This window comes from Achromobacter sp. Marseille-Q4954, assembly GCF_943737025.1.
GTDB classification, from domain to species: Bacteria; Pseudomonadota; Gammaproteobacteria; order Burkholderiales; family Burkholderiaceae_B; genus Achromobacter; species Achromobacter bronchisepticus_A.
Map to the genome: position 1 here is coordinate 439,155 of NZ_CALSFQ010000003.1, position 26,481 is coordinate 465,635.

General features: G+C 66.9%; 25 protein-coding genes. 11 read left to right on the plus strand and 14 right to left on the minus strand.

Annotated elements, in window-relative coordinates; translation table 11 throughout:
- Window positions 1-31: 31 nt before the first annotated feature.
- From NGK62_RS27505 to NGK62_RS27515, 3 genes are all read right to left on the minus strand, one after another.
- Complete coding sequence (locus NGK62_RS27505) at window positions 32-1,252, minus strand: MFS transporter (protein ID WP_059371748.1); 1,221 nt, start codon at window positions 1,250-1,252, stop codon at window positions 32-34.
- Window positions 1,253-1,293: 41 nt separating this feature from the next.
- On the minus strand, window positions 1,294-1,806 hold the full coding sequence (locus tag NGK62_RS27510) for a MarR family winged helix-turn-helix transcriptional regulator (protein WP_054451205.1): 513 nt from the start codon (window positions 1,804-1,806) through the stop codon (window positions 1,294-1,296).
- Between the two features lie 154 nt (window positions 1,807-1,960).
- Window positions 1,961-2,431 (minus strand): HU family DNA-binding protein, encoded by a 471-nt coding sequence (locus NGK62_RS27515; protein ID WP_054451206.1) that lies wholly within the window; start codon window positions 2,429-2,431, stop codon window positions 1,961-1,963.
- A gap of 304 nt (window positions 2,432-2,735) precedes the next feature.
- Here NGK62_RS27515 and NGK62_RS27520 point away from each other — a divergent pair, with 304 nt between their 5' ends.
- The 4 genes from NGK62_RS27520 (at window position 2,736) to NGK62_RS27535 (ending at window position 7,297) form a co-directional block, all read left to right on the plus strand.
- Window positions 2,736-3,896: a D-alanyl-D-alanine carboxypeptidase family protein gene (locus NGK62_RS27520; protein WP_118934668.1), complete on the plus strand. Its 1,161-nt coding sequence runs from the start codon at window positions 2,736-2,738 to the stop codon at window positions 3,894-3,896.
- A gap of 12 nt (window positions 3,897-3,908) precedes the next feature.
- On the plus strand, window positions 3,909-4,457 hold the full coding sequence (locus NGK62_RS27525) for a hemerythrin domain-containing protein (protein ID WP_118934666.1): 549 nt from the start codon (window positions 3,909-3,911) through the stop codon (window positions 4,455-4,457).
- 81 nt (window positions 4,458-4,538) lie between these two features.
- On the plus strand, window positions 4,539-5,411 hold the full coding sequence (locus NGK62_RS27530; protein ID WP_251881266.1) for a phosphonopyruvate hydrolase: 873 nt from the start codon (window positions 4,539-4,541) through the stop codon (window positions 5,409-5,411).
- A 128-nt stretch (window positions 5,412-5,539) separates the two neighbouring features.
- Window positions 5,540-7,297 carry a SulP family inorganic anion transporter gene (locus NGK62_RS27535; RefSeq protein ID WP_059371751.1) on the plus strand — a complete coding sequence of 586 codons (1,758 nt, stop codon included), beginning with the start codon at window positions 5,540-5,542 and terminating at the stop codon, window positions 7,295-7,297.
- Between the two features lie 19 nt (window positions 7,298-7,316).
- On the opposite strand, the gene NGK62_RS27540 is transcribed toward NGK62_RS27535, so the two are convergent.
- From NGK62_RS27540 to NGK62_RS27565, 6 genes are all read right to left on the minus strand, one after another.
- Window positions 7,317-8,081, minus strand: coding sequence for an ABC transporter ATP-binding protein (locus NGK62_RS27540; protein ID WP_251881268.1), 765 nt, complete (start codon window positions 8,079-8,081; stop codon window positions 7,317-7,319).
- Entirely contained in the window at window positions 8,078-9,967 is a 1,890-nt protein-coding gene (locus NGK62_RS27545; protein WP_251881269.1) for an ABC transporter permease, read from the minus strand. Before NGK62_RS27545 ends, NGK62_RS27540 begins: the two co-directional genes overlap by 4 nt.
- Window positions 9,967-11,190 carry an ABC transporter substrate-binding protein gene (locus NGK62_RS27550; RefSeq protein ID WP_251881271.1) on the minus strand — a complete coding sequence of 408 codons (1,224 nt, stop codon included), beginning with the start codon at window positions 11,188-11,190 and terminating at the stop codon, window positions 9,967-9,969. Before NGK62_RS27550 ends, NGK62_RS27545 begins: the two co-directional genes overlap by 1 nt.
- Window positions 11,191-11,370: 180 nt before the next feature.
- Window positions 11,371-11,538 carry a 50S ribosomal protein L33 gene (gene rpmG, locus NGK62_RS27555; protein WP_003810296.1) on the minus strand — a complete coding sequence of 56 codons (168 nt, stop codon included), beginning with the start codon at window positions 11,536-11,538 and terminating at the stop codon, window positions 11,371-11,373.
- Between the two features lie 37 nt (window positions 11,539-11,575).
- On the minus strand, window positions 11,576-11,812 hold the full coding sequence (rpmB, locus tag NGK62_RS27560) for a 50S ribosomal protein L28 (RefSeq protein ID WP_006385639.1): 237 nt from the start codon (window positions 11,810-11,812) through the stop codon (window positions 11,576-11,578).
- A 368-nt stretch (window positions 11,813-12,180) separates the two neighbouring features.
- On the minus strand, window positions 12,181-13,380 hold the full coding sequence (locus tag NGK62_RS27565; protein ID WP_262480430.1) for a Bcr/CflA family multidrug efflux MFS transporter: 1,200 nt from the start codon (window positions 13,378-13,380) through the stop codon (window positions 12,181-12,183).
- Between the two features lie 155 nt (window positions 13,381-13,535).
- On the opposite strand from NGK62_RS27565, the gene NGK62_RS27570 reads away from it, so the two are divergent.
- The 5 genes from NGK62_RS27570 (at window position 13,536) to NGK62_RS27590 (ending at window position 19,160) form a co-directional block, all read left to right on the plus strand.
- Window positions 13,536-14,798 carry a class I SAM-dependent methyltransferase gene (locus tag NGK62_RS27570; protein WP_118934512.1) on the plus strand — a complete coding sequence of 421 codons (1,263 nt, stop codon included), beginning with the start codon at window positions 13,536-13,538 and terminating at the stop codon, window positions 14,796-14,798.
- A 516-nt stretch (window positions 14,799-15,314) separates the two neighbouring features.
- Window positions 15,315-16,316 (plus strand): ABC transporter substrate-binding protein, encoded by a 1,002-nt coding sequence (locus NGK62_RS27575; RefSeq protein ID WP_054451214.1) that lies wholly within the window; start codon window positions 15,315-15,317, stop codon window positions 16,314-16,316.
- Between the two features lie 235 nt (window positions 16,317-16,551).
- Window positions 16,552-17,409, plus strand: coding sequence for an ABC transporter permease (locus NGK62_RS27580; RefSeq protein ID WP_054451215.1), 858 nt, complete (start codon window positions 16,552-16,554; stop codon window positions 17,407-17,409).
- Window positions 17,406-18,665 (plus strand): quaternary amine ABC transporter ATP-binding protein, encoded by a 1,260-nt coding sequence (locus NGK62_RS27585; protein WP_251881273.1) that lies wholly within the window; start codon window positions 17,406-17,408, stop codon window positions 18,663-18,665. The genes NGK62_RS27580 and NGK62_RS27585 overlap by 4 nt, the downstream gene beginning before the upstream one ends.
- A gap of 120 nt (window positions 18,666-18,785) precedes the next feature.
- Window positions 18,786-19,160, plus strand: a complete 375-nt coding sequence (locus NGK62_RS27590; RefSeq protein ID WP_054451217.1) for a tautomerase family protein — start codon at window positions 18,786-18,788, stop codon at window positions 19,158-19,160.
- Between the two features lie 77 nt (window positions 19,161-19,237).
- On the opposite strand, the gene NGK62_RS27595 is transcribed toward NGK62_RS27590, so the two are convergent.
- From NGK62_RS27595 to NGK62_RS27605, 3 genes are all read right to left on the minus strand, one after another.
- Entirely contained in the window at window positions 19,238-20,203 is a 966-nt protein-coding gene (locus NGK62_RS27595; protein WP_059371757.1) for a Bug family tripartite tricarboxylate transporter substrate binding protein, read from the minus strand.
- A gap of 87 nt (window positions 20,204-20,290) precedes the next feature.
- A complete protein-coding gene (locus NGK62_RS27600; protein WP_118934516.1) occupies window positions 20,291-20,767 on the minus strand; it encodes a MaoC family dehydratase in 477 nt (158 codons plus the stop codon).
- The gene (locus NGK62_RS27605; protein ID WP_251881275.1) at window positions 20,764-22,011 is read right to left on the minus strand and encodes a CaiB/BaiF CoA transferase family protein; all 1,248 of its coding nucleotides are present in this window, start codon (window positions 22,009-22,011) and stop codon (window positions 20,764-20,766) included. Before NGK62_RS27605 ends, NGK62_RS27600 begins: the two co-directional genes overlap by 4 nt.
- A gap of 71 nt (window positions 22,012-22,082) precedes the next feature.
- Between NGK62_RS27605 and NGK62_RS27610 the strand changes: the two genes are divergently transcribed.
- A complete protein-coding gene (locus NGK62_RS27610; RefSeq protein ID WP_251881277.1) occupies window positions 22,083-22,979 on the plus strand; it encodes a LysR family transcriptional regulator in 897 nt (298 codons plus the stop codon).
- An 8-nt stretch (window positions 22,980-22,987) separates the two neighbouring features.
- On the opposite strand, the gene NGK62_RS27615 is transcribed toward NGK62_RS27610, so the two are convergent.
- Both NGK62_RS27615 and NGK62_RS27620 read right to left on the minus strand, forming a co-directional pair.
- Window positions 22,988-23,980 (minus strand): Bug family tripartite tricarboxylate transporter substrate binding protein, encoded by a 993-nt coding sequence (locus NGK62_RS27615; protein ID WP_059371760.1) that lies wholly within the window; start codon window positions 23,978-23,980, stop codon window positions 22,988-22,990.
- A gap of 58 nt (window positions 23,981-24,038) precedes the next feature.
- Window positions 24,039-25,208: a CaiB/BaiF CoA transferase family protein gene (locus NGK62_RS27620; RefSeq protein WP_251881279.1), complete on the minus strand. Its 1,170-nt coding sequence runs from the start codon at window positions 25,206-25,208 to the stop codon at window positions 24,039-24,041.
- 190 nt (window positions 25,209-25,398) lie between these two features.
- On the opposite strand from NGK62_RS27620, the gene NGK62_RS27625 reads away from it, so the two are divergent.
- Window positions 25,399-26,448 carry an AraC family transcriptional regulator gene (locus tag NGK62_RS27625; RefSeq protein WP_059371761.1) on the plus strand — a complete coding sequence of 350 codons (1,050 nt, stop codon included), beginning with the start codon at window positions 25,399-25,401 and terminating at the stop codon, window positions 26,446-26,448.
- Window positions 26,449-26,481 lie beyond the last annotated feature (33 nt).

Below are 26,481 nucleotides of genomic sequence, written 5' to 3' on the forward strand. Positions count from 1 at the left end.
AGGCGGCCAAAACCCCTGATTATAGGAGGTGCTAGGCGCGGGCAGGGGACGGAGCCGTTTCGGGGATGCGCGCGCTGGGCGCAAGGGCGCCATAAGCCAGCGTAATCACCCCGAGAACGGCGCCCGCCGTGACCACGCCGGGCCAGCCAAAATGGGCGTACAGCCAGGACGATACCAGCGAACCGGATGCGCCGCCGATGAAGTAGCTGGTCATATAGCCGGCGGTCAGCCGGCTGCGCGCCTCGGGGCGCAGCCGGTAGAGGGCGCTGCTGTTGGTGACGTGCACGCCCTGGATCGCCAAGTCCTGCACCAGGATGCCGGCCAGCAAGGCCAGCACCGACACCTGGCCGAATGCGATCAGTCCCCAGGAACCCAGCAGCAACAGCAGTCCGACGCGGGTGGCCAGGTTGCCCAGGCCGCGGTCGGCCAGGCGGCCGAAGCGATTGGCGGCGTAGGCGCCGGCGGCGCCCGCCAGGCCGAACAGGCCGATGGTGGTGTTGCTGTATTGATAGGGCGGGCTGGCCAGCAGGAAGGTCAGCGGAGTCCACAGCATGCTGAAGGCCGCGAACAGCAGGCCGCCCAGCAGCGAACGGGCGCGGAACAGCGGTTCCTCGACGAACATGCGCAGGATGGAGCCCAGCAGGCGCGGATAGCTCAGCCCGGCTGGACTCTGGTGGCGCGGCAGCAGGCGCCACAGGGCCGCGGACATGATCAGCATCAGGATGGCGGCCACCCAGTACACGGTGCGCCAACTGCCCACGTCGGCGAGCGCGCCGGCGACGGTGCGGGCCAGCAGGATGCCCAGCAGCAGTCCGCTCATGACGGTGCCCACGGCCTTGCCCCGCTCGTGCGGCGCGGCCAGCGTCGCGGCGAAAGGCACCAGGATCTGGGCCACCACGGACAGCATGCCCGTCAGCGCCGTGCCCAGGATCAGCACGCCGATATTCGGGGCGAAGGCGGAAATCAGCAGTCCGCCCGAGGACAGCAGGTTCATCAGCACGATCAGGCTGCGCCGCTCGAACATGTCGCCCAGGGGCACGAGCAGCATCAGGCCCACCGCATAGCTCAGCTGCGCGGTGGTGACGATGCTGCCCGCCGTGGCGCTGGACAGCGAGAATTGCTCGCTGATCGTATGCAGCAGCGGCTGCGCGTAATAGTTGCTGGCGACGGCGAGGCCGGTGGCGACCGACATCAGCAGGAGGATGGGCGCGGTCAGGGCTGGCGTCTGGGAGGACTGGGTAGCGGAAGTCATGGATCTGGATCGGGGATGATGGCTGCGGAAGAAGGCCCGGCTCAGGCGCCGATGCCGCCAGGCGTTTCCTGGTCCTGCTTGATCAGCAGCTTCCTGAGGAGGCCGGCCAGTTGCTTGCGCTCGGCTGCGGACAGCGGTTCAAGCAGTTCGTTGAGGTCCTTCAGATAGTCCTTCAGCACCAGCTTGATGGTGCGCAAGCCCTCGGCCGTGAGCGACACGATGACGCCGCGCCGGTCTTCCGGATTGGGGCTGCGCGTGAGCAGGCCGGCCTGCTCCAGGCGGTCGAGCCGGTTGGTCATCGCGCCGGAGGTCAGCAGCAGGGCCTCCACCAGCTTCTGCGGATTCAGCGCGTAGGGCGAGCCGCTGCGGTACAGCGTGGCCAGCACGTCGAATTCGCCCTGGTGCAGGTCATAGTTGCGGAAGCTGCGGTTCACGTTGCGTGCCGCCAGCGCGTTCAGGCGGAATACGCGGGTGACGACGGACATGGCGGCGAAGTCCTGGGCGGGACATTCGGCGGTCCATTGCGAGATCACCAGATCGACGAGGTCATTCATGGGCTTGGGGATTTATTTTTACGTGAAGTATCTTAACATGAAGATAAATTGAGAGGGCAGGCCCATGCGCCGCGCGCGCCGGCCGCAGCCTAAAAAAGAAGGGCCCGCCTCTTGCGAGGCGGGCCCTTCCGGCTTGACCGGAACTACGCGCGAATTACTGCGCGGCGTCCTTCAGCTTCTTGAGCGGGCGAACCTTCACCTTGACCGAAGCCGGCTTGGCGGGGAACCAGCGCTCTTCACCGGTGAACGGATCCTTGCCGAAGCGCTTGGCCTTGGCGGGAACCTTCTGCACGGCAACCTTGAACAGGCCGGGCAGCGTGAATTCGCCGGCGCCCTTCTTGTCCACGGAACCCAGCACCGAGGTTTCCAGGCTGGCCAGGACGGCCTTGACCGACTTGGCTTCAACGCCGGATTGCTCAACGATGTAGGCGATGAGCTGGGTCTTGTTCAGAGCAGCCTTGATGGCCTTGGGGGCAGCAGCGACCTTCTTGGCGGCGACGACCTTCTTGACGGCCGGCTTTGCAGCGGGCTTCACAGCGGGTTTGGCAGCAGTTGCCTTCTTTGCGGGCGCCTTGGCGGCGGGCTTGGTGACTTTCTTGGCAGGAGCTTTTGCTTTCGTGGCCATGGTCAAAATCCGTATGTTGAGGTCATGGAGCAGCGCGTGCCGGGTATCGGCGTTTGACGCTACGCGGCCGATGATAGCGGAAGAGTGGCGATTAATGCGGTTTTCTAGCGGGTTTTTGGCCCTTGTTTGTTGTTTTCGACACAGAAAGTGCTTTGTAGAAGGGCTCCAGCAAGATGTCGTGACATTCATCGCGCATCTTTTCAAATGCCTGCGGCACTGAACCAACTGCGTCGAGCGTGTTCCAATTGCGTGCCCTGCGCGAGACCCGCGCGGGAAAAACCAAGCATGGAAGCGAAGCAGTTATATGTTGATGAAGAAGTTGGCGGCGAGCCTGATCGTCGCGGCCGCGTGCATGTCGGGCGCCGTGGCGCAAACGGTGCCCGCGCCGGCCTTGTCGGCCAAGGCCTGGCTCTTGCTGGACGAGACCAGCGGACAGGTGATCGCGTCGCATGCGGCGACGACCCGCATCGAGCCCGCGTCCCTGACCAAGATCATGACGGCCTACGTGGTGTTCGAGGCGCTCAGCAAGAAAGAGCTGTCCGCGGCGCAAATGGTCACGGTGTCGACCCGCGCCTGGAAGGTGCCGGCGGGCAGCTCGAAGATGTTCCTGGAGCCGGGCTCGAAAGTGTCGGTGGACGATCTGTTGCGCGGCCTGATGATCCAATCGGGCAACGACGCGGCCATCGCGCTGGCCGAGGCCGTGTCGGGCAGCGTCGAGGCCTTCGTGGCGCGCATGAACGAAACCGCCGCCAGGCTCGGCCTGCACGCCACGCATTTCGCCAGCCCGCACGGCCTGCCGGATCCCGGGACCTACTCCACCGCCAGCGACCTGTCCGTGCTGGCCACGCGCTACATCCGCGACTTTCCCCAGCTCTACAAGACCTACGATTCGGCCAAGCATTTCACGTACAACAAGATCACGCAGCCGAACCGCAACCGCTTGCTGTGGCTGGATCCCAGCGTGGACGGCCTGAAGACCGGGCACACTGAATCGGCCGGCTTTTGCATTGTCGCCACCGCGCAGCGGCCCAACGGCGCTGACCAGCGCCGCCTCATCACGGTGGTGGTGGGCACGGCGTCGGACAAGCTGCGCACGCAGGAAAGCCGCGAGTTGCTGGAGTGGGGCTTTCAGGGGTTCAATACCATCAAGCTGTACGCGCGCGGCCAGGCGGTCGCCACGCCCGAGGTCTGGAAGGGCGAGCAGGACAGCCTGAAGGCCGGATTCGCGCGCGATGCGTACGTGACGGTACCCGCGGGCGCCAAGGTCGAACCGGTCTGGACGCCGCAGGATCCGCTGATTGCGCCGATCGCGGCCCAGTCCGCAGTCGGCGCGGTGCGTGTGCTGGTGGACGGCAAGCCCGCCATGCAGTTTCCGGTGGTGGCGCTGGAACCGGTGGCCGAGGCCGGATTCGCGGGACGCGCGTGGGATTCCATCCGCTTGTGGTGGCGTGGCCACGCCGGATAACGGAGGTGTGCGATGGCGGTGAGCTTTCCTGGAGGTCCGGCCCCGGCGCCGGGCGCGGATGATCCCTTGGCATTGCTGTCGGCCTGCCACGGCCGCATTTCCCGCCAGTGCGCGACCTTGGGACGCCTTGCCGCGCACCTGCCGGTGCATGGCAGCGACGCCGCGGCGCAAACCGCGGCGGCCAGCGTCATGCGCTACTTCGATACCGCGGCCGCGCACCACCACGAGGACGAGGAAGAGGACCTCTTCCCGGCCCTGATCGAGTCCATGGCCGGCTCCGACGCCGTCTGTCTGCACGCGCTGGTGGACGGTCTGGTGGCCGAGCACCGGCAGCTGGCACAGCGTTGGGAGCCCTTGCGCCGGGTGCTCGCCGAGATCGCGGCGGGCCGCCAGGCCGATCTGCCCCCGGGGCAGGTGCAGGACTTCACCGATGCCTACGCCGCGCATATCCAGCGTGAAGAAAGCGAACTGCTGCCGATGGCGGCGCGGCTGATCCCGGACGATGCGCTGGCAGGCATCGGGCAGGCCATGAAGGCGCGACGCGGCGGCGAGGCCGGCTGAAGTTTCGGGCAACGCGGGAATTGGCGCTACGATGGCCGCAGCCGGCGCGCGGCGCGCCGGGTTTTCGCCTACCTGCCCGCCATGAACAGAAACGCCCGTTTCCGCCAGAAATTGCAGGATCCCAGCCTGATGCACGCCATGTCGGCGCACAACCCGCTGTCCGCCAGGCTGGCGGCGGAAGCCGGGTTCGATGCCATCTGGGGCAGCGGCTTCGAGCTGTCGGCCAGCTATGCCGTGCCCGACGCCAACATACTCTCGCCCTCGCAGCATCTGGACATGATGCGGGCGATCGCCGCCGCGGTGGACGTGCCCGTCATCGCCGACATCGACACCGGATTCGGCAACGCGATCAATGTCGCGTACATGGTGCCGCAGTATGAAGCCGCGGGTGTGTCGGCGGTGGTGATGGAGGACAAGACCTTTCCCAAGGACACCAGCCTGCGCGCGGCCGGCAGGCAGGAACTGGTGCGGGTCGAGGAATTCCAGGGCAAGATCGAAGCCGCCCGTGGCGCCCGCCGCGATGCGGATTTCTGCCTGATCGCCCGGACCGAGGCCCTGATCGCGGGCGCTGGCGAGCAGGAGGCGCTGGCCCGCGCCCGCGCGTATGAGGCCGCCGGCGCGGATGCCATCCTGATCCATTCCAAGCAGAACACGCCCGACGAGATCCTGTCGTTCGTGGCCGCATGGCAAGGGCGCGCGCCGCTGGTGCTGGTGCCTACCGCCTATCCCCAATTGCGCGAAGCCGATATCCAGGCGCTGGGCAAGGTGGGCCTGGTCATCTATGGCAACCACGCCATCCGCGCCGCGGTGGGGGCGATGCGGGATGTGTTCGCCCGCATCCGCCGCGATGGCGGCATCCACCAGGTGGACGCGGCGCTGCCGGCGGTCAAGGAGATCATCGCGCTGCAGGGCGACGCCCATATGCGGGAGCTGGAACGCCGTTACCTGAAGTAAGCGGGACGCGTTGCGCGCAAGGGGCGCTAGCGATTACGCTAGGCGACCCGCCGCCAGCCCTGTGCGCCGCAGGCGGAACCAATCAGAAAGCAGATGCCGAGGGACAAGAAAGAATGATGCAGGGGGGGATGAGCGTCGCGCGCCGGTTGTTCGGCTCGTGGGTGGACGAGGTCAATGCGCGGACCTTGCGCGCGGATGCGACGGCGGGCCTGCTGGGCGCGCTGCTGGTGCTGCCGCAAGGCGTGGCGTTCGCCATGCTGGCGGGCCTGCCGCCCGAGTACGGCCTGTATTCCGCCATCGTGCCCTGTATCGTCGCGGCGCTCTTTGGGTCCAGCCGCCATGTCATGTCGGGCCCGACCAATGCCAACTCGCTGGCGCTCTATGCGGTGTTGACGCCGCTGGCGGTCGCCGGCAGCCAGGGCTACATCCAGCTGGCGCTGGCCGTGACCGTGCTGGTCGGGCTGATGCAATGGCTGGTGGGCACGCTCAGGCTGGGCTCGCTGGCGCATTTCATCTCGCCATCGGCGCTGTTCGGCTTCACCAGCGGCGCGGCCCTGCTGATCGCCGTGCATGCGCTGAAGGACGCGCTGGGCATGCCGGCGCCGGACGCGCACGGCGCGGGCGCCTTGCTGGCCAGCCTGGCCGCGAATCTGGCGCAGGTGCACTGGGGCGCCTTGCTGGTGACGCTGACCACCCTGGCCGTGGCGCTGCTGGTGCGGCGGCTGGACAAGCGCAAGCCCTACATGCTGGCGGGCCTGGCGGCGGGGGCGCTGGCGGCCGCCGCCTTCAACGCGCTGACCGATGGCGCGCCGGTGTCCGTGCTGGGCGCGCTGGCCCAGCCCTGGCCGCCTTTCCATATTCCCAGCGTCGATTGGCGCGCCTTGCCCGAATTGCTGAGCGTGGCCTTCGCGCTGACCATCGTGGCGTTGGCGCAATCCATCTCCATCGCCAAGGCCGTGGCGACGCGTTCGGGCCAGCGCATCGACGCCAACCGCGAGTTCGTGGGGCAGGGGCTGTCCAATATCGTGGGCGGATTCTTCTCCTGCTACCTGTCCTGCGGGTCGCTCAACCGGTCCATTCCCAACTACGAGGCTGGCGCCAAGACGCCGCTGGCGTCCGTGTTCTCGGCCCTGCTGCTGGTGGCGCTGGTGGCCTTGTCGGCGCCGCTTCTGGCCATGATCCCGCACGCCGCGATTTCCGGGCTGCTGCTGCTGGTGGCCTGGACCCTGTTCGATATCCCGCGCTGGCGGCAACTGATCCGGACCCAGCGCGGCGAAGCGGTCATCGCCGCCGCCACGCTGACCGCCACCATCACCATACGCATGGAAGTGGCGATCCTGCTGGGCACGGTGTTGTCGCTGATGGTCTACCTGCACCGCACCTCGCGGCCCGCGATGCGCACCATGGGCTTCGATACGCGCGGACTGGAGCGGCGCTTCGTGGTGCTGGAGCATGCGCAGGACGCCTTGCCAGAATGCCCGCAGTTGAAGCTGCTGCGCATGGAGGGCTCGGTCTATTTCGGCGCCGCCACGCATGTGGCGCAGCGTTTGCACGAACTGCGCGCGGCGCCCGGCGCGCCGCGCCATCTGCTGGTGATGGCCAAGAGCATGAACTTCATCGACATGGCCGGCGCGCAGGTCTGGGAAGACGAGCTCGCCGCCAGGCGGGCCATGGGTGGGGACTTGTATTTCCACCGCCCGCGGCCGGAAGTGCTGGACATGTGGCGCCGCACGGGCTTTCTGCAGCGCCTGGGCGAGGACCATGTCTTTCCCGACAAGGCGACGGCGCTGCATACGATCTACGCCAAGCTGGACCGTGGCATCTGCGAGGGATGCCAGGCCAAGATCTTCTGGGAATGCCAGCCCAACGGGCTGAGGAACGACTGAGGCCGCGTGCGCGGCCGGCTCAGGCCGGCTGCGGCGCTTCCGTGCCCAGATAGGCCGCGCGGACCCGCTCGTCGGCCGCAATCTGCGCGGGCTCGCCCTCGGCCAGCAGGCTGCCGCGCACCAGCACCGCGATGCGGTCGGCATGCTTGAAGACCACGTCCAGGCTGTGCTCGGTGAACAGGACCGCAATGCGCTGGGTGTCCGCCAGCGTGCGCGTCAGCCGCATCAGCGCATGGCGTTCATTGGTGGCCATGCCCGCCGTGGGTTCGTCCATCAGCAAGAGGCGCGGCTGGTGCGCCAGGGCCATCGCCAGTTCCACCCGCTTGACGTCACCGTAGGCCAGCGTGCCGCAGTGCTCCTGCGCCTTGTCCGCCATCTGCACCTGCGACAGCAGCGCCATGGCCTCCTCGGCCGCGTGCCGGGTGGCCCGGCGCCAGGGGTTCAGCAGCAGCCGGTCGCGCGACAGCAGCGCCGTCTGCACGTTTTCGCGCACCGTCATGGAGCGGAAGGTGGCGGCGGTCTGGAAGGTGCGCCCCACGCCCAGCCGGCAGATCTTGCCCGCCGACAAGCCCACCAGTTCGCGGCCGTCCAGCAGCACCGAGCCCGAGTCGGGCCGCAGTTGCCCGCCCAGCGCGTTGAAGCAGGTGGACTTGCCGGCGCCGTTGGGGCCGATCAGGGCGAGCATCCGGCCGGCTTCCAGCGTGAATGACACGCCAGCCAACGCGTCGATGCCGCCGAACGATTTGCGCAGTTCGCGGACTTGCAGCAAGGGGGCGGTATTCATGCGCGCCCCCTGTTCCAGCGCGCGGCCAGGCGCGCGGCGGCGCCGGCCAGCCCCTCGGGAAAGGCCATGACCAGGGCCAGGATGGCCAGCCCCAGCACCGCGTGCCAGTACTCGGTGCTGCGCGCGGCGGCATCCTGCAGCCAGGTGTAGGACGCCGCGCCTACGAGCGGGCCGGCCAGCGTCTGCAATCCCCCCAGCAGCACCATGACCAGTCCGTCCACGGAGCGGCTCACGGCCAGCGTGTCGGGCGCGATGCTGCCCTTGGAAAACGCGTAGAGCGAGCCCGCCAGGCCGGCGGCAAAGGACGCAGCCACGAAGCCCGCCCATTGCACGCGCCGGGTATCCATGCCCAGCGCCTCGGCGCGCAGCGCCGAATCGCGCACGCCCCGCAGCGCATAGCCCAGCGGCGAGAACGCCAGGCGGCGCAGCCAGGCGATGCCGGCCACGCACAGCGCCAGCGTCAGGTAATAGAACCATGGGCCCTGGGCGAGCCTGGCCGACGGCCACAGCCCGATCATGCCGTTGCTGCCGCCCGTCACGTCATCCCATTGATAGGCCAGCGCCCAGAGGATCTGCGCCACCGCCAGGGTCAGCATCGCCAGGTACACGCCGGACAGGCGCACGCAGAACCAGCCGAACAGCAGGGCGCCGAATGCGGCGGCGAAGGGGCCCAGCAGCAGCGCCGCTTCCATCGGCACGGCCGCCAGCTTCAGGAGCAGCGCGGCGCCATAGGCGCCCAGGCCGAACCAGGCAGCATGGCCGAACGAGGTCATGCCGGCCAGTCCGGTGAGGAAATGCAGGCTGGCGGCAAACAGCGCGGCGATCAGGATTTCGGTCAGCAGGATGCCCAGATAGGGGCTGTGCGCGGCCGCCACCGGCGCCAGCAGCAGGAGCGCCAGCAGCGCGCCATAGGCCAGCCGCAGCCCGCGGCCGGCCGGGGCGATCGGGCGCTCGGGCGCGGCGGCGTGCGCCGCGGGTTCGGGCGGCTTGCCCAGCAGGCCCCAGGGGCGCACGACCAGCACCACGGCCATCACGGCGAATTCCGCCAGCAGCGTGAGTTTGGACAGATTGAAGAGCCAGGGGCCGATCTGCACCTGCCCCAGGAACACGAACAATGCCTTGACCGAGCAGATCAGCAGGGCGGCGAGGAAGGCGCCGGGAATCGAACCCAGGCCGCCCACCACCACCACCACGAAGGCGCTGGCGATGATTTCCAGGTCCAGGCCCAGGGTGGCGGGCACGCGCGGCGCCGCCAGCGCCCCGCCCAGGCCGGCCAGGAACGCGCCCAGGGTGAATGCCGAGGTGAACAGCCAGGCCTGGTTCACGCCCAGCGCGGCCAGCATCTTGCGGTTCTCCGCCGCGGCCCGCAGCAGCCGGCCCCAGCGGGTGCGCATCAGCAGCAGCCACAGCAGGCCCAGCACCACGGGGCCGGCGGCGATCAGCAGCAGGTCGTACTCGGGATAGCGCCGGCCCAGGATCTGGACTGCGCCGGACAGGCCGGGGGCGCGCGCCGCGAACAGGTCTTCCGGCCCCCAGATGGCCAGCGCGGCGTCGCCGATGATGAGCACCAGCGCAAAAGTCGCTAGCAGCTGGAATAGTTCGGGCGCCTGGTACAGGCGCCGCAGCACCAGCCATTCAGCGGCCGCGCCGATGAGGCCCGTGGCCAGCGCCGCCAGCAGCAGCCCGGCCCAATAGCCCGCGCCGTCGCCGAAGTAGTTGGTGAAGGTCCACGCCAGGTAGACCCCTAGCATGTAGAAAGAGCCGTGCGCGAAGTTCACCACGCGCGTGACGCCGAAGATCAGCGACAGGCCGGCGGCGACCAGGAACAGCGCGCTGGCGTCCGCCAGCCCATTGAGCAGCTGCAGCAGCAGCCCGGACAGGCTCATCAGTGCGCCGGACGCATCTTGCGCACTTGCTCGTCAGGCGGCTGCAGGCGGGCGCCGTCGATGTAGGCGAAGTCCTTCATGATGCCCTTGCCGTCTTCCAGCGCGGTCACGCCCACGTACACGCCCATGGTCGACTGGTGGTCGATCTTGCGGTACTGGATGGGGCCGTAGGGCGTGTCCACCTTCAGGCCGGCAAACGCGTCGACCAGTTTTTCCGTGTCCACTTCGCCCGCCGCCTTCAGGCCCTGGGCGATCGACATGAGGGACGCGTAGCCCACGACCGAGCCGACCTTGGGCGTTTCGTTGTAGCGCTTCTTGTAGGCTTCGACGAAGGCGTTATTGGCCGGGGTGTCGATGGCGTACCAGGGGTAGCCGGTGACGATCCAGCCGGTGGGCGTGTCGGCGCCCAGCGGCTCCAGGTATTCGGGTTCGCCGGACAGCACCGACACCACGGCGCGGTTCTCGAACAGGCCGCGGGTATTGCCTTCGCGCACGAAGCGCGTCAGGTCGGCGGCGAACAGCACGTTGAAGATCGCGTCGGGCTTGGCGTCGGCCAGGGCCTGCACCACGGCGCCGGCATCGACCTTGCCCAGCGGCACGGCCTGCTCGGCGACGAATTCCACGTCGGACTGGAACGAAGTCATCATGGCCTTGAAGGTGGCCACGGCGGACTGACCATATTCATAGTTGGGATAGACGATGGCCCAGCGCTTCTTGCGCAAGGCCAGCGCCTTGGGGGCCAGCGCCGCCACGTGCATCCAGGTGGAGGGGCGCAGGCGGTAGGTGTAGCGGTTGCCGTCCTGCCAGGTGATCTTGTCGGTGAGGGGTTCGGCCGCCAGGAAGAACACCTGCTGCTGCTTGGCGAAATCCGTCAGCGCCAGGCCGGTATTTGAAAGAAAGCCGCCGAACAGCAGCTCGACCTTTTCGCGGGCCAGCAATTCCTGGGCCGCGCGCACCGAATCGCCGGGGTTGCCGTTGTCGTCGCGCGAGATCACTTCCAGCTTTCGGCCCAGCACGCCGCCGCTTGCATTGACCTCTTCCAGCGCCAGCTGCCAACCCTTCTTGTAGGGGCCGAGGAAGGCGGGGATGGCCTTGTAGCTGTTGATCTCGCCGATGCGGATGGGCGGCTCCTTGTCCTTGGCCGAGGCGGCGGAAGTCAGCGCCAGGGCCAGGAGTGCCGGCGCCACGGCGCGGCGCAACAGAGTGAGGCAGGGACGGAACATGTCAGGTATCGCGTGGAGAAGGAATCTGGCGCCAGCAGGCGCGGCGGATGACAGCGGCCCAATTGGAACATGGGCCTTCGCCCCGGGGCAATAGACAGGCGCGGCGCGCAGCGCCCGCCCGGAAACGAAAAAAGGCCCTGCGGTGCAGGGCCTTTTCGTCTTGCGGGAAAACCGGCTGAATTACTTCAGCTTGGTTTCCTTGTAGTCAACGTGCTTGCGAGCGACCGGATCAAATTTCTTGATCAGCATCTTCTCGGGCATGTTGCGCTTGTTCTTGGTGGTCGTGTAGAAATGACCCGTGCCGGCAGTCGACTCGAGCTTGATCTTTTCGCGGATACCTTTGGCCATGTCGTGCTCCTAGTATGTAGATTGGCGGGGAGGCTGATTAAGCCAGTTCGCCGCGGGCACGCATTTCGGCCAGCACGGCGTCGATGCCGTTCTTGTCGATCGTGCGGATGGCCTTGGCCGAAACACGCAGGCGGACCCAGCGGTTTTCGCTTTCAACCCAGAACCGGCGCGATTGCAGGTTGGGCAGGAAGCGACGCTTGGTCTTGTTGTTCGCGTGCGAAACATTGTTGCCCACCATCGGGCCTTTGCCGGTCACTTGGCATACGCGTGCCATGGATGCACCTCTTTAGGTCGTTCTTTTGCGCGCATCGCTTGGGGGGTAGACAGGGTTTTAGCCGCCGGGCTGTAGAGGCTTCGTACGCTGCTGCTGTACCTTGCCTACGCCGGCCACCCAGTCTTAGTGGATGAGGGGGGATCGGAATGGCCATCAAAGCCCAGTCTGGTCCGCCCCAGTGCTTATACCCGCTGCCTGCCACCCGCTGAATTCTTGTAAGAATTTCTGGAAATCCCGGAGGGAATCGCCAGACATCGCGCGGTTGGGGTCAGAGTGCTGAACTACAAAGCATAGTAGTTCGGCACGGGAAACTTCATGTGAAGACTTAGATTCTAATATGAAAAGCCTAATTAAATCAAGCGGCGACGCTATGTGGTGTGCGATTGCGCCACGCGGCCCGAGATCCAGGACAGGCAGGCGCAGGCCGCCAGCGTGGTCGTCAGGGGCAGGGCGCTGTCGGTCTGCCAGGCGCTGACCGCAAAACCGGCCAGCGCGCCGCAGGACAATTGCAGCGTCCCCAATAGTGCGGAAGCCGCGCCCAGCCGCTTGCCCTGGTCCGCCAGCGCCAGCGCCGCCGAGTTGGGATTGACGAAGCCCTGGCTGCCCATGTAGCAGATGAGGCACAGCATCAGCAGGGGCAGGCTCATCCAGCCGGCCAGCGTCAGCGCGACCGCCGCCAGGCTGGCGCAGGCCAGCGAGGTCAGCGCGCGGCGCTGCAATTGGCGCGGCGTGTAGGCGCGCAGCAGGCGCGCGCTGATCTGCGAGCAGATGATGAGCGACAGCGCGTTGGTGCCGAACAGCAGGCCGTAGTACTGGGGCGGCACGCCGTAGAGTTCGATGAAGACGCGCGGCGAGCCGATGATGTAGGCGAACATGCCAGCCTGGCCGAAGCCGCCAGCCAGGCTGTGCGCCATGAAGCCACGGTGCGCGAACAGGTCGCGGTAGTTGCGCAGTATGGTGTGCCAGCGCAGCGGCACCACGCGTTCAGGCGCCAGCGATTCCTTCATGATCAGGATGACGGCGGCCATCAGCATCGCACCGCCGGCCAGCATGACCCAGAACAGGCTGCGCCACGAGGTGATGGCCAGCAACTGGCCGCCGGCCAAGGGCGCGAGGATGGGGGCGAGGCCCATGATGAGCATCAGCAGCGACATCGCGCGGGCGGCTTCATGGGTTTCGTAATGGTCGCGGATGACCGCACGCGGGATCACGATGCCGGCGGCGCCGCCCATGGCCTGCACCACGCGCCAGCCGGTCAACGCTTCCACCGATCCGGACAGCGCGCACCCCAGGGAACCGATCATGAACAGCGTCAGGCCGACGAGCAACGGCGGCTTGCGGCCGTAGCGGTCGGCCATGGGGCCATAGAACACTTGCACCATCGCCAGGCCGATCAGGTAGGCGGCCAGCGTGCGTTCGACGTCGCCGCGGGACACGCCCAGGTTTGCCGCGATCGTGGGGAAGGCGGGCAGGTACATGTCGATGGCGAACGGACCGATAGCGGTCAGCGCGCCCATGAGTATCAGCCAGCCAGGCAGGCTGCTGCGGAAAGACTGTGAAGGGGGCATGTCGATTGCGGGGTAGCGCAGTGGCAGGGCCCGGATGCGGTTTGTTGCACGGTTTGGGCCAAGTAAACGACTGTATCACGGGCAACCTTACAAGCAAATTGCAAGTTTTTTCCGATAAAGTCATTGCGGTCCGTACGTATTCCAGAGGAGAAGTCGTGAATCCTTTGTTGTCTGTTGTGGAACGCAAACTCCAGGCCCTGCCGGTCCCGGTCCAGCTGGTTCTGCCCGACGGCGCCGTGCTGGGGCCGCCCGAACCCCGTGTCCGTTTCGTCACGCACGACAAGACTGCCCTGGCGCATCTGGCCGAAGGCGCGGTGGGCGTGCTGGGGCAGGATTATGTGGAAGGCCGCATCGACATCGAGGGCAATATGCGCGATGTGATGGCCGCGGCTTCGGCGCTGCTGCCGGGGTCGCCGGTGGACGCGGCTCGCGGCGGCTGGCTGACCGAGCTGGTGCGCAAGGTGGTGTCGGTCTGGCGCCATTCGGTAGAGCGCGACGCCAAGCAGATCGAATTTCACTACGACCTGTCGGATGACTTCTACGCTCTCTGGCTGGACCCGCGCCGGGTCTATTCCTGCGCCTACTACCGCGAACCGGGCATGACGCTGGCCCAGGCCCAGGAGGCCAAGCTGGACCACATCTGCCGCAAGCTGCGCCTGCGTGCGGGCGAACGGTTCCTGGACGTGGGGGCGGGCTGGGGCGGCCTGCTGCTGTGGGCCGCCGAGCATTATGGCGTGGACGCCACCGGCATCACCCTGTCGCGCAACCAGCATGCCCATGTCAGCAAACTGATCCAGGAGAAGGGGCTTGCAGGTCGGGTCCGCATGGAGCTGCTGGACTACCGCAAGCTGGACGAATCCGCGCCCTACGACAAGATCGCGTCGGTCGGCATGTTCGAGCACGTGGGCCGGGCCCAGCTCGAAGGCTATTTCGCCAAGCTGCGCCGCCTGCTCAAGCCGGGCGGACTGATCATGAACCATGGCATTACCGCGGCCGGCGTCTACAACGCCGAGCTGGGCAACGGCATGGGCGAATTCATCGAGAAATACATCTTCCCGGGCGGCGAGCTGACCCACGTCAGCGTGGTGATGGAAACCCTGACCAACGGCGGCCTGGAAGAGGTGGACGTGGAAAACCTGCGGCCGCATTACGCGCGCACCCTGTGGGCCTGGAGCGATGCGCTGGAGGCGCGCCTGCCTGAAGCGGCGCGCATCCTGGGCGGCGAGCAGGGCGAGCGTTCGCTGCGCGCCTACCGGCTGTACCTGGCTGGCTGCGCCATGGCGTTCGAGCACGGCTGGATTGCGCTGCACCAGATCCTGGGACAGCACCCGGCGACAGGACGCTCCGACGAGCTGGACAATCCGCCGGACCTTGCCTACCCCTGGCGCCGGGATTACATGTACGCCAAGAACGAGTAGCGGCCGGCAGATGTCCGCAGGATGGTCGATTTCAATGGAATTGGCGACGGAAAACTGTCCGAAACGCGTCCATCCACTGGCCGGAACCGCGATTTCCGGCCCGTTTGAAGCGGCTAAAGCGTATGGATATGAATTTATTATTTACTAAATGTATCTGTTCGTCTGAATCAAAATCCCCTAGGTAAAGTCGCTGTTTCACTCCTTGCGCTTGCGGGTAATCCCGGACCATTTTTTCGGGAAATGTATCTGATTCATTCCGGGGTGGGGTTGGGTTGAGCATCAATTTCGTTTAAGATGCTGGCTTCTTCGTTCAGTTTGTTCACTTTCTGTGGGTTTTCAAAAACTGCGTTTTTGAAGCTCCTGTCTTGCAAGATGCCGCACCCTCGCGGACCGTCTTGTTGCTAGTGTCGGTTTGTATTGGCGGTTCTGCCCGTCTTCCGCACAACCCCCTTAGCTCCATGGCACCTCCGGGCCCAAGCCTGGCGTGTGTCCCTGAACCTATGGAGGCAAAAGCCAATGCGTTTTACCCCTGTCAAGACCCTGGCCGCCGCGGCTGTGTTCTTCGCCTTCGCCGGCGCGGCCCAAGCCGCCGATGCCGTCCAGTGCGAAATCAAGCGCCCGGTCAATTTCGGCGCGATGAACTGGGAATCCAATCTGGTCCTGGTTGACGTCGAACGTTTCATCATGGAAAAGGGCTACGGTTGCAAAACCGAGACCCTGCCGACCGAAACCCTGCCCGCCCTGGCTGCGCTGGAGCGCGGCGACCTGGATATCAATACCGAGATCTGGCTGAACAGCGTTGCCGATCCCTGGGACCGCGCCGAGAAGACCGGCAAGGTCAAGCGCATCGGCGATCTCTACATGGGCGCCGAAGGCTGGTACATCCCGCGTTACACGGCGGAACGCCTGCCCGAATTGAAGTCCGCGGCCGATCTGCCGAAATTCAAGGACAAGTTCAAGGATCCGGAAGAGCCCGGCAAAGGCCGCTTCTACGGCTGCCCGGCGGGCTGGGGCTGCGAGATCACCAGCAATAACCTGTTCCACGCCCTGAAGCTGGACGACAGCTACACCCTGTATTCGCCCGGCACGGGCGCGGCGCAGAAGGCGGCCCTGATGTCGGCCTACAAGCGCAAGCAGAACGTGGTCTTCTACTACTGGTCGCCCACGCCGCTGGTGGGTTCGATGGACCTGGTCAAGCTGGACATGCCGCCCTACGACGCCGAAAAGCACAAGTGCCTGACGTCGCCCAAGTGCGCCAAGCCCGAACCCAGCGCCTATCCCGACAACCCCGTCTTCACGGCGGTGAACACCAAGTTCTCCGAGGAAGCGCCCAAGCTCACCGAATTCCTGTCCAAGGTCTCGGTGCCGCTGCCGGTGATCAACGAAACCCTGGCCCACATGGAAGAGTCCGGCGACGAAGCCAACGCCGTGGCCAAGTGGTTCCTGAAGAACAAACCCGACGTCTGGACCAAGTGGGTCCCCGCCGATGTCGCCGGGCGCGTCCAAAGCGCGCTGTAACCCGCCATGTGCCTGGCTGCGCGCCGTCGCGGCGCGCTCCGGCCCTTCATGGGGCCGGTTTCCTTTGCCAGGATGGCCGCCGGCCGGGCGCTCGCGCCCGGACCGAGATGCGCTGGCGCTGCCGGGATGGCCGGCCGTTTTCTAGCTGGAAGCCGCAAGCTTGCGCCGCATCGCCCGATTCCTGGGCATGCGGGCGCGGTCCGGGCGGTGAGTGCGCCAGAATGGAGTAGAACGAATGTTTCCTGAAATTATTCCCGCCCGGCAGGTCCGGGGGGCGATCGACGGCTTTGTCGATCACTTGGTCACCAACTATGCCGACACGCTGGAGACCCTGTCCCAGCCCGTCCTGCATGCCTTGGTGTGGCTGGAGCAGCTGCTGCGCAATTCGCCCTGGTGGGCGGTGGTCGCGGTGACGATCGCGATCGCCTGGGGCGTCAGCCGCCGTATCGGCCTGAGCCTGGCGATGGGCGCGCTGCTGTGCGTGATCGGCGTGCTGGGCCTGTGGGACGCCGGCATGCAGACGCTGGCGCTCATGATCATGGCGGCCGGCCTGTCGGTGATCATCGGCATCCCGCTGGGCGTGCTGATGGCGCGGGTCAACTGGCTGCGCTCCATCATGCTGCCGGTGCTGGACGTGATGCAGACCATGCCCAGCTTCGTGTACCTGATTCCCGTGGTCATGCTGTTCGGCCTGGGCAAGATCCCGGCCATCATCGCCACCGTGATCTATGCCGTGCCGCCGCTGATCCGCCTGACCGACCTGGGCATCCGCCTGGTCGACCGGGAGGTGCTGGAAGCCTCGCGCGCCTTCGGCGCCAATCCGCGCCAGCAGCTGTTCGGCGTGCAGCTGCCGCTGGCGCTGCCCAACATCATGGCCGGCATCAACCAGACCACGATGATGGCCCTGTCGATGGTGGTGATCGCCTCGATGATCGGCGCGCGCGGCCTGGGCTATGAAGTGTTGCTCGGCATCAACCGTCTTGAAGTAGGCCGCGGCCTGCTGGCGGGCTTGGGTATCGTGGTGCTGGCCGTGCTGTTCGACCGGATCACGCAATCGTATGGACAGCGCATGCGCATGGGAGGCCAGCGATGAGCAAGATCGAGGTCAAGAACATCTACAAGGTCTTCGGCCCGCATCCGAAGAAATGGCTGGAAGCCGCCCAGGGCGGCATGAGCAAGGAACAACTGCTGGCCGAGAGCGGCCACACGCTGGGCCTGCGCGACATCAGCCTGTCGATCGAAGAAGGCAGCATCTACGTCATCATGGGCCTGTCGGGTTCCGGCAAGTCCACGCTGATCCGCCACTTCAACCGCCTGATCGAACCCAGCGCCGGCCACATCCTGGTCGATGGCGTGGATGTGGTCAGCCTGAATAAGCGCGACCTGGAGGTCTTCCGCCAAAAGAAGATGAGCATGGTGTTCCAGCGCTTTGGCCTGTTCCCGCACCGCACCGTGCTGGACAACGCCGCCTACGGCCTGACCGTGCAGGGCGTGGGCCGCGCCGAACGCGAAAAGCGCGCCCGCGAATGGCTGGACCAGGTGGGCCTGTCGGGCTTTGAAAACCAGTACCCGCACCAGTTGTCGGGCGGCATGCAACAGCGTGTCGGCCTGGCCCGGGCGCTGGCCACCGATGCCGAAATCCTGTTGATGGACGAAGCCTTCTCGGCGCTGGATCCGCTCATCCGCCGCGAGATGCAGGACCAGTTGCTGCAGCTGCAGGCCAAGCTCAACAAGACCATCGTCTTCATCACCCATGACCTGGACGAAGCCCTGCGCCTGGGCAACCGCATCGCCATCCTCAAGGACGGCGAACTGGTGCAGGAAGGCACGCCGGAGGACATCCTGCTGAACCCGGCCAACGACTACGTGCAGTCGTTCCTGCAGGACGTGAACCGCACCAAGGTGCTCAACGCCACGCACGCCGTGAACCCGGCGCGCCTGACCCTGACCATGCGTTCGCGTCCCGCCCATGCCATGGACCGCATGCGCGCCCTGAGCTACGAATATGCGCCGGTGCTGGACGGCAAGCGGCTGGCCGGCGTGCTGACCGCCGAGGCCGCCACGCGCGCCATCGAGGAAGGCGCGCGCGATATCTCGCGCTACGTCGAGGATCTGGCTTCCGTGCCGGCCACGGCCGGCCTGGGCGAAGTGCTGGCCCAGCTGGTGCACAGCGACCAGCCGGTCGCGGTGACCGGCGAAGACGATGAGTTTATCGGCATGCTGTCGCGCAAGAAGGTCGTGGAGCTGGTGACGCCGGCCCTGGCCGAAACGGCGCCCGCGGCGGAAGCCGCCGCTGCCACCGACGCGCAGGAGCAGTCCGAACCCGAGCGCCGCGACCAGGCGGCCTGACAGGGAGAAACCCTAATCCGGATTGGGGCCGCGCGGCCGTCCGCGGCGCTCCGATCCGGATATGATGGTTTGCCGGCCGCCTGGGCCGGTTTCTCCTTTTTCGGAACATCGGAATCAGTCATGCCAATTTTGAATGTCCAGATCATGGAAGGCCACACGGCCGCCCAGAAGGCTGCGTTGCTGCAGGCCGCATCCAACGCGGTGGTTGAAAGCATCGCTGCGCCGCTGCCCAGCGTGCGCATCGTGCTGCAGGAAGTGCCGGCGGCGCATGTGATCGTGGGCGGTGAAATCGGCAAGGCCATGGCGCGTGTCGACGTCGCGCTGATCTCGGGCCGCGACGAAGCCAAGAAGGCCGCGCTGATCGCGGCGCTGAACCAGGCGGTGTGCGCCAGCATCGGCATCTCCGGCCAGGACGTGCGCGTGCTGCTGCGCGACGTGCCCAATACCGACATGGGCGCGGCCAACGGCATCACGGCCAAGGCCAACGGCCGCTGAGTTTTGCCGTCCGCCTGGCAGCTTAGAAAGAAGCGCCCGCGATTCGCGGGCGTTTTTGCACCTGCCTTCAGCAACCGTCAGTCCAGCTTCACATTGGCCGCCTTAACCACCTCTCCCCAGCGCGCGATTTCGCTCTTGATGTAGGCAGCGTATTCCTGCGGCGTGGAACCCAGCGCCTGCGCGCCTTGTGCCTTGAGCTGCCTGGTCATTTCAGGCGATTGCAGCGCGCGGCGGATTTCGGCGTTCAGTTTGTCGATGACCGGCGCTGGCGTGCCTGCCGGTACCACCACGCCTTGCCAGGCGCCCATCTCGAATCCGGGCGCCACCGTTTCCGCCACCGTCGGCACGTCGGGCAATTGCTCGCTGCGCGTGCCGCTGGTCACGGCCAGCGCGCGCAGCTTGCCTTCGCGGATGAAGCCCAGCGAATCGTTCAGCGTATTGGTCATGAGCTGCACCTGCCCGCCGACCAGATCCGTCATGGCCGGGGCGCTGCCGCGATAGGGGACGTGCACCGCGTCGATCTCGAGCGAGCGCAACAGCAGCAGGGCGCCCAGGTGCGTGACGTTGCCGGCGCCGGCCGACCCATACGACAGCTTGCCGGGATGCTCGCGCGCATACTGCACGAAGGTCCGCGTGTCCGGCGCCGGCACGGAAGGATGCACCAGCAGCACCAGCGGGATCACCGCCGTGGAGGACACCGGCGCGAAGTCCTTGACCGGGTCGAAGGCCAGCGACCGGTACAGATTGGGGCTGAGCGCGATGGAGGAGGTGTTGTACAGCACGGTGTAGCCATCGGGCTTGGCGGCAGCCGCGTACTGCATGCCGATGTTGCCGTTGGCGCCGCCCTTGTTTTCGACCACGACGGTCTGGCCCAACTGGTCGGTCAGCTGCTTGGCCAGCACCCGGGCGACCAGATCGGTCGGCCCTCCAGGCGGGAAGGGCACCACCATGGTGATGGGGCGTTCGGGCCAGGCGGCGTGGGCGCTTGCGGCGGCGCCCAGCGCGAGAATGGCGAGGCTGCCTGCCAGCAGTGCTTTCTTCATTGCTTGTCTCCTTGTGCTGTTCTTGTGACGCGGATGGCGTCCCGGCGCCAGCGCCCTCTATGGGGCGCTTGATCGCCTGATGGAAGTTCAGGGCCTGCCGGCCAGCATGCGCGTGGCCGTGTAGGCCATTACCGGCTTGCCGTGCTGGTTGCGTACTTCGATCACCGAGGCGACCACTGCCCGGTTGTGCTGCGAGGTGGGGCGTATGCTCGTGACTTCGATCTCCGCCCAGATGGTGTCGCCCGCGACCACGGGCGCCAGCATTTTCTTGTGGACTTCCAGTAGCGCCAGCCCGGTGCCTTGCACCATGCCCTGCATGATCAGCCCCTCGATCAGGCCGTAGGTCAGGCCGCCGGGGGCGGGGCGTCCCTGGATCGCGCCATGGGCATAGGTGGCGTCGATGAAGATCGTCTCCAGCATGCCGGTCACGCTGATGAAGTTGACGATGTCGGTTTCGGTCACCGTGCGGCGGAACGTCTGAAAGCGCTGGCCCACGGCCAGGTCCTGCCAGTAATAGCCCTGGCCAAGCTGCTTGATGTCGGCGGCGTTGTGGTCGGCGGTCATGCGGGGTCCTTGCGGTTGTTCGGGGTTGAGGGATGCGCGTCGCGGGCTGCGCCCGATTCCAGAAGCCCGGCGATTTGCGTGTCGTCCAGGCCGGCCTGGCGCAGCACGTCCAGCGTGTGCTCGCCCAGGCGCGGCGGCATCGCGGCCGGCACATGGGAATGCTGCAGACGTACCGGGTTGCGGGGAAAGCGGTAGCGGCTGCCGGAAGCGCTTGCTAGCGGCGCGAAGAAATCCACGCTTTGCAGGTGCGGGTCGGCCTCCAGGTCCTGCAGGCGGTTGATGGGCGCGGCGGGGATTTCCAGGCGCGCGCACAGCGCCAGCCAGTAGGCGGTATCGCGCCCGGCCACGATGCCTGCTTGCAGTTCGTAGAGCGTTTCGATGTGCCGCGTGCGCGATGCGATGTCGGCAAAGCGCGCGTCCTGCGCCAGATCGGGGCGGTCCGCGGCGATGAAGAAGTCGCGCCAGTGGACGTCGGTATACGGCATCAGGCAGACATGGCCGTCGGCGGTTTTGCACGGTTTGCGCCAGGGCGTGAGCACGCGCGGATAACCGGCCTCGCCGGGTTCGTCGGCCAGGTGCCTGCCGTAGTAATGCTCGACCAGCGCGTAGGACGCCATGCTTTCGAACATGGGCACTTCCAGCTGTTGGCCCGCGCCGGTGCGCTCGCGCTGGAACAGCGCGGCCAGGATGGCGTGCGCCGCGATCAGCCCGCAAGTCTTGTCGGCGGCCACGGTGGGCAGGTAGCGCGGCGCGCCGGTCTGGCGGTCCACCAGGTCGGCCAGGCCCGAGAGGCCCTGGATGATGTCGTCGTACGCCGGCAGGCCGTCATAGGCGCCGCCCGCGCCGAAGCCGTACAGGCCGGCGTAGACCAGCCGCGGGTTGCGCGCGCACAGCGTGTCCGGATCCAGTCCCAGTGCGGCCATCTTGGCCGGGCGCATGCTGTGCATCAGCACGTCGGCCTGGTCCACCATCGTCAACAGCGTCTGGCGCGCCGCGGCCTGCTTCAGATCCAGCACGATGCTGCGCTTGTTGCGGTTCAGGCCCAGGAAGATGGCGGCCAGCCCGGGCTCCTGGGCGGGGCCGGTATGCCGCGTCGAATCGCCCGCGGGCGATTCCACCTTGATCACGTCGGCGCCGTAGTCGGCGAGTATCTGCGAGGCGTAGGGGCCGAACACCACGGACGTCAGGTCCAGGATGCGCACGCCGCCCAATGCGCTGGCTTGGGATAGGGGAGCGGCTGTCATGGCGGAAATCCTATCGGCCGTCGGCATACACGTCTAATATGGCGTCGGTATTGGGCGATATGGAATTTATTATGGCTATCGATTTGCGGCAGCTCCGGCAGTTCGTCACCATCGCGGAGCTGGGCAGCTATCGGCGCGCCGCGGACACGCTGCATATTGCGCAGCCGGCGCTGTCGGTCTCGATCCAGAAACTGGAACACGCGGTGGGCGCGCCGCTGCTGGTGCGCGGCCCCAAGGGCGTGACGCCGACGCCTGCGGGCCAGGCGCTGATGGCGGACGCCCGCCGAGCGCTGTTCCACGCCGACCAGGCGCGCCAGGCTGCCCGCCGCGTGGCGCTGGGCGAGTGGGGTACGCTGCGGCTGGGATTCGTGGGCTCGGCTACCTACATGCTGCTGCCGCGCTGCCTGCCGGTCTTTCGCGCGCAGTATCCGGACGTGCAGCTGGACCTGCGCGAGGACAGCACGGTCGGCCTGGTCGCGATGCTGCGCGCCAACGATATCGATGCAGGCCTGGTGCGCGGTCCGCTGGCGGAAGACGCGGCGCTGGACTCCTGGGTGGTGGAGCGCGACGACCTCATCCTGGCCGTGCCGGCGGGGCATCCGCTGGCCGCGGGCGGGCCGGTCAGCCTGGAGCGCGCCCGCGCCGAGAACTTCGTGCTGTATTCGCCCCTGAAAGTGCCGGGCCTGCACGGCGTGGCGCAGGCGCTATGCCTCAAGGCCGGGTTTTCGCCGCGCATCAGCCAGGAGGCGATACAGGTGCAGACGCTGATCAGCCTGGTCGCCAGCGGCATGGGCCTGGCGCTGGTGCCGGGCGTGACGCGCGCGTATTCCACCCCGCACGTGGCCTTCGTGCCGCTGACCGACGCCGACGCGCACGATGCGCTGTCCCTGTCGCTGGTGACGCATCGCGACACGTCTTGCGCGTCGGTGCTGCGCCTGCGCGACTCCATGCTGAGTCCCGCAGGCTGAGGGCGCGGCTAGTTCTTCAGGCCCAGCTCGGCAACGAATTTCCTTTCTTCCGCGACTTGGCGGACTGCGAAGTCGGTATAGGCGGCGCTGTCCATCAGCATGTGGGGCTGGTCGGCGGTTTCCAGCGCGCGGTTGTACTCCGGGTCGCGGGACGCGCGGTGGAAGGCTTGCTGCAGGATGCGTGTGACCTCGGGATCCATGCCCTTCGGTCCGGCGATGCCGACCGGATTGGCCGCGACGATGGGATAGCCCAGTTCCGTCAGCGTGGGCGCGTCCGGCACGCGCTTGGCGCGGGCTTCGCCCAGCACCGCCAGCAAGCGGGCTTTGCCGGTGTCTATCATCGGCCCCCAACCCGCGTCCGAGATCATCTGGATATGGCCACCCAGCAGCGCGGTGGTCTCTTCGGCCGCGCCCTTGTATGGGATGAAATTGAAGCGCGTGTTCGTCAGCCGCGACAGGCGTTCGATCGCGATGCGACCGGAGCCGCCGGTGCCGGTGCCGCCGTAGCTGATCTTGTCGGGATGGGCGCGCGCGTCCGCGATCAGCTCGTCCAGCGTGCGCCAGGGCGCGTCCTCGCGCACCACGATGGCGTAGGAGTAGGCGGTCATGCAGGCGACGTAGGTGAAGTCCTTGAGCGGGTCGTAATTGACCTGCTGCAGAAATGGGTAGCGGAACAAGGTGCCGACCACCACCGACACCGTATAGCCGTCGGGTGCGGCGGTCTGCGCCATGGCTGCCGGGCCCAGCGTGCCGCCCGCGCCCGGCCGGTTGGCGATGACGACCGTCTGGCCCAGTTCGCGCGAGGCCGCGATCGCCAGCGCGCGCATCTGCGTATCGGTCGCGCCGCCAGCCGGAAATGGCACGATGAGCGTGACAGGGCGGGCCGGAAAGCCCGTGGCGCTGGCCGGGCGCGGCAAGGCCAGCGTGGCGGGCAGGGCCGCGCCCAGCTTGAGCAGGCTGCGGCGCAGGGGCGAGGGAAGGCTGCGATGAGGATCGTTCATGATTGTCTCCGTCCTGGTTATGGTCGCTTGGGGGGCGGGCGGGGCTGGCCGTATGTGCCTACAGCGCAATGCCGCGCCCGATCAGGCTGGCGACGTCCGGCTCGCTGTAGCCGGCCTCGCGCAGGATCTGATCGGTGTGTTCGCCGGGCAGCGGGGCCTGGCGATGTATGGCGAACTGGAAGCCCGACATCTTCACCGGGCTGGCCACATGGGTGTTGCTGCCGTAGACCGGGTGCTCGGTCTGCAGCGACATGCCGCGGGCGACGAACTGCGGATGCGTCAGGCCTTCCGCCAGTTTGAGCACGGGCGACACGCAGCAGTCGGCGCCTTCAAACAGTTCCAGCCAATGCGCCAGCGGGCGCGATCCGAAGATCTGCTGCAATTCGCGGCGCACGCGCGCCTGCTGCGCCGCGTCGCCGTTGCGGTGCAGCGGCGCCAAATCGGGACGATCCAGCCGCCGGCACAGCGTTTCCCAGAATTTCAGCTCCAGCGCGGCGACCGCCAAATAGCGTCCGTCCGCGGCGCGGTACTGGCCATAGCAGGCCAGCCCGCCGGACAGGGTGTCGGCGCCCGCCGGCCGCGTGTCGCCGCGGGCATTGAGCGTGGCCAGCGGCACGACGGCGCCAGCCAGCAGGCCGTCGGCAATGGCGATATCGATGTACCGTCCGCGCCCGCTGCGCTGGGCGTCGTACAGCGCGGCCAGGATGCCCATTACCGCCGTAAGCGAGCCTCCAAGGATGTCGGCCACGGGCAGGTTCGACAGCGCCGGCAGATCGGGCCCGCAGCCCATCTGATCGGCGACTCCGGCGCAGGCCGCGTAGTTCAGATCGTGGCCCGCGGCGTCGCGCTGCGGGCCATCCTGGCCGTAGCCGGTGATGCTGCAGTAGACCAGCCGGGGATTGTGGCGCGCCAGGGTGGCGTAGTCGGCCTGCAGCCGCGCGGCCACGCCCGGACGGAAACTCTCGATCACCACGTCCGCGCCGCGCGCCAGCGCCGCCAGCGCTGCCTGTCCCTCGGGATGTTTGAGATCCAGCCGCAGCCCGCGCTTGTTGCGGTTGCAGATGGCGCGCAGGGGCGGCGGCGCATAATCGCCCGCCTGCGTATCCTCGATCTTGATGACGTCGGCTCCCAGGTCGGCCAGGTATTGCGCGCCCAGCGGACCGGGCAGCAGCCGCGAAAGGTCCAGGATCCTGACGCCCGCGAGCGGAGCGGTGTTCGGTGTATCCAAAGAGGGACTCCTGTAAATACGAAGTGGCATGCCCGCCTGGGGCTCGCGCCAGTCTAGGCGCGGCTTTCCGGCCGACCAATGGCGGATTCGCTGATTGCGCTTGGCGAGAATGCTCACGCCAGGCATTCCTGCGCGCGCAGGCTTTGGCTACCATCGATCCATCGGCGTACGCCAGCCGCTGGATATCCTCATGACCCATCACACCATTGCCGTGGGACATATCGCCCAAATCCTGCAAGGCGCGCGCAGCCGGGGGGTGGACGTGGACCGGGTCCTGACGCGCGCCGGCGTGCCGCCGTCCCTGTTGCAGGCGCCGATGGCGCGGGTATCGCAGGCGCAGCTCGCACAGATAATGCGGACGCTGCGCCGGGCCACCCGCGATGACTTCCTGGGCATGGGCCAGCATCCGGTTCCCATGGGGGCGTTCGACCATGCCTGCCGGCTTGCCTTGCAGGAAGACAAGGTCGGGCAGGCGCTGCGCGCGGCGTTCCGCTACTACCACGGCGTGCTGCGGGATTTCACCGCCCGCCTGTGCGTGAGCGGCGAGCGCGCGCGCATCGTGCTCGACTCGCGCGCGCCCAGCAGCTGTGCGCGCTGGTATGGTGAACGCTCCTTTCTGTTCTTCACGCTTGGCGTGGCCAATTGGCTGGCGGCGCGGCGCATTCCCATTCTGGGCGTGGACTACAGCAGCGGCGCGCGCAGCGCCGATGCGCACAGGCTGTTCTATGCACCGGTGCGCTATGGCCAGCCGGTGACGGGCCTGTGGCTGGAGTCGCGTTGGCTGGCCTTGCCGGTGGTGCAGAACGAACAGACGCTAAAGCCGTTTCTGGCCAATGCGCCGTTCGACCTGTTGGTGAAGTACCAGGACCGCACCACCCTGACCGATCGCATCCGCCGCCTGTTGCGCAACGATCTGTCCAAGGAGTTGCCGTCGCTTATTCAGGTCAGCGCGCAACTGGCAATGACGCCGCAGACGCTGCGGCGGCACTTGCGTGAAGAGGGGCAGGGCTTCCAGGCCCTGAAGGATGATTTGCGGCGCGATGCCGCGGTCGAATACCTGGGCCGCCACGATCTATCCCTGATGGACATCGCCGAGCGTCTGGGTTTTTCCGAACCCAGCACCTTCCACCGCGCCTTCAAGAAATGGACCGGCGTGTCGCCGGGAGAATACCGCCGCAACCGCCTGGTCTGCGGCCCCGAAGGCCGGCAAGCCGCTGACACTTTTGGCCTATCGGTTTGACGCCTGCGGCCATTGCCGCGATCCTGCCCCAAG

Bases quoted from the DNA above. Each gene is read 5' to 3' on its own strand.
- NGK62_RS27505 (WP_059371748.1), bottom strand. From the start codon at position 1,252: ATGACTTCCGCTACCCAGTCCTCCCAGACGCCAGCCCTGACCGCGCCC.
- NGK62_RS27510 (WP_054451205.1), bottom strand. From the start codon at position 1,806: ATGAATGACCTCGTCGATCTGGTGATCTCGCAATGGACCGCCGAATGT.
- NGK62_RS27515 (WP_054451206.1), bottom strand. From the start codon at position 2,431: ATGGCCACGAAAGCAAAAGCTCCTGCCAAGAAAGTCACCAAGCCCGCC.
- NGK62_RS27520 (WP_118934668.1), top strand. From the start codon at position 2,736: ATGTTGATGAAGAAGTTGGCGGCGAGCCTGATCGTCGCGGCCGCGTGC.
- NGK62_RS27525 (WP_118934666.1), top strand. From the start codon at position 3,909: ATGGCGGTGAGCTTTCCTGGAGGTCCGGCCCCGGCGCCGGGCGCGGAT.
- NGK62_RS27530 (WP_251881266.1), top strand. From the start codon at position 4,539: ATGAACAGAAACGCCCGTTTCCGCCAGAAATTGCAGGATCCCAGCCTG.
- NGK62_RS27535 (WP_059371751.1), top strand. From the start codon at position 5,540: ATGAGCGTCGCGCGCCGGTTGTTCGGCTCGTGGGTGGACGAGGTCAAT.
- NGK62_RS27540 (WP_251881268.1), bottom strand. From the start codon at position 8,081: ATGAATACCGCCCCCTTGCTGCAAGTCCGCGAACTGCGCAAATCGTTC.
- NGK62_RS27545 (WP_251881269.1), bottom strand. From the start codon at position 9,967: ATGAGCCTGTCCGGGCTGCTGCTGCAGCTGCTCAATGGGCTGGCGGAC.
- NGK62_RS27550 (WP_251881271.1), bottom strand. From the start codon at position 11,190: ATGTTCCGTCCCTGCCTCACTCTGTTGCGCCGCGCCGTGGCGCCGGCA.
- rpmG (WP_003810296.1), bottom strand. From the start codon at position 11,538: ATGGCCAAAGGTATCCGCGAAAAGATCAAGCTCGAGTCGACTGCCGGC.
- rpmB (WP_006385639.1), bottom strand. From the start codon at position 11,812: ATGGCACGCGTATGCCAAGTGACCGGCAAAGGCCCGATGGTGGGCAAC.
- NGK62_RS27565 (WP_262480430.1), bottom strand. From the start codon at position 13,380: ATGCCCCCTTCACAGTCTTTCCGCAGCAGCCTGCCTGGCTGGCTGATA.
- NGK62_RS27575 (WP_054451214.1), top strand. From the start codon at position 15,315: ATGCGTTTTACCCCTGTCAAGACCCTGGCCGCCGCGGCTGTGTTCTTC.
- NGK62_RS27580 (WP_054451215.1), top strand. From the start codon at position 16,552: ATGTTTCCTGAAATTATTCCCGCCCGGCAGGTCCGGGGGGCGATCGAC.
- NGK62_RS27585 (WP_251881273.1), top strand. From the start codon at position 17,406: ATGAGCAAGATCGAGGTCAAGAACATCTACAAGGTCTTCGGCCCGCAT.
- NGK62_RS27590 (WP_054451217.1), top strand. From the start codon at position 18,786: ATGCCAATTTTGAATGTCCAGATCATGGAAGGCCACACGGCCGCCCAG.
- NGK62_RS27595 (WP_059371757.1), bottom strand. From the start codon at position 20,203: ATGAAGAAAGCACTGCTGGCAGGCAGCCTCGCCATTCTCGCGCTGGGC.
- NGK62_RS27600 (WP_118934516.1), bottom strand. From the start codon at position 20,767: ATGACCGCCGACCACAACGCCGCCGACATCAAGCAGCTTGGCCAGGGC.
- NGK62_RS27605 (WP_251881275.1), bottom strand. From the start codon at position 22,011: ATGACAGCCGCTCCCCTATCCCAAGCCAGCGCATTGGGCGGCGTGCGC.
- NGK62_RS27610 (WP_251881277.1), top strand. From the start codon at position 22,083: ATGGCTATCGATTTGCGGCAGCTCCGGCAGTTCGTCACCATCGCGGAG.
- NGK62_RS27615 (WP_059371760.1), bottom strand. From the start codon at position 23,980: ATGAACGATCCTCATCGCAGCCTTCCCTCGCCCCTGCGCCGCAGCCTG.
- NGK62_RS27625 (WP_059371761.1), top strand. From the start codon at position 25,399: ATGACCCATCACACCATTGCCGTGGGACATATCGCCCAAATCCTGCAA.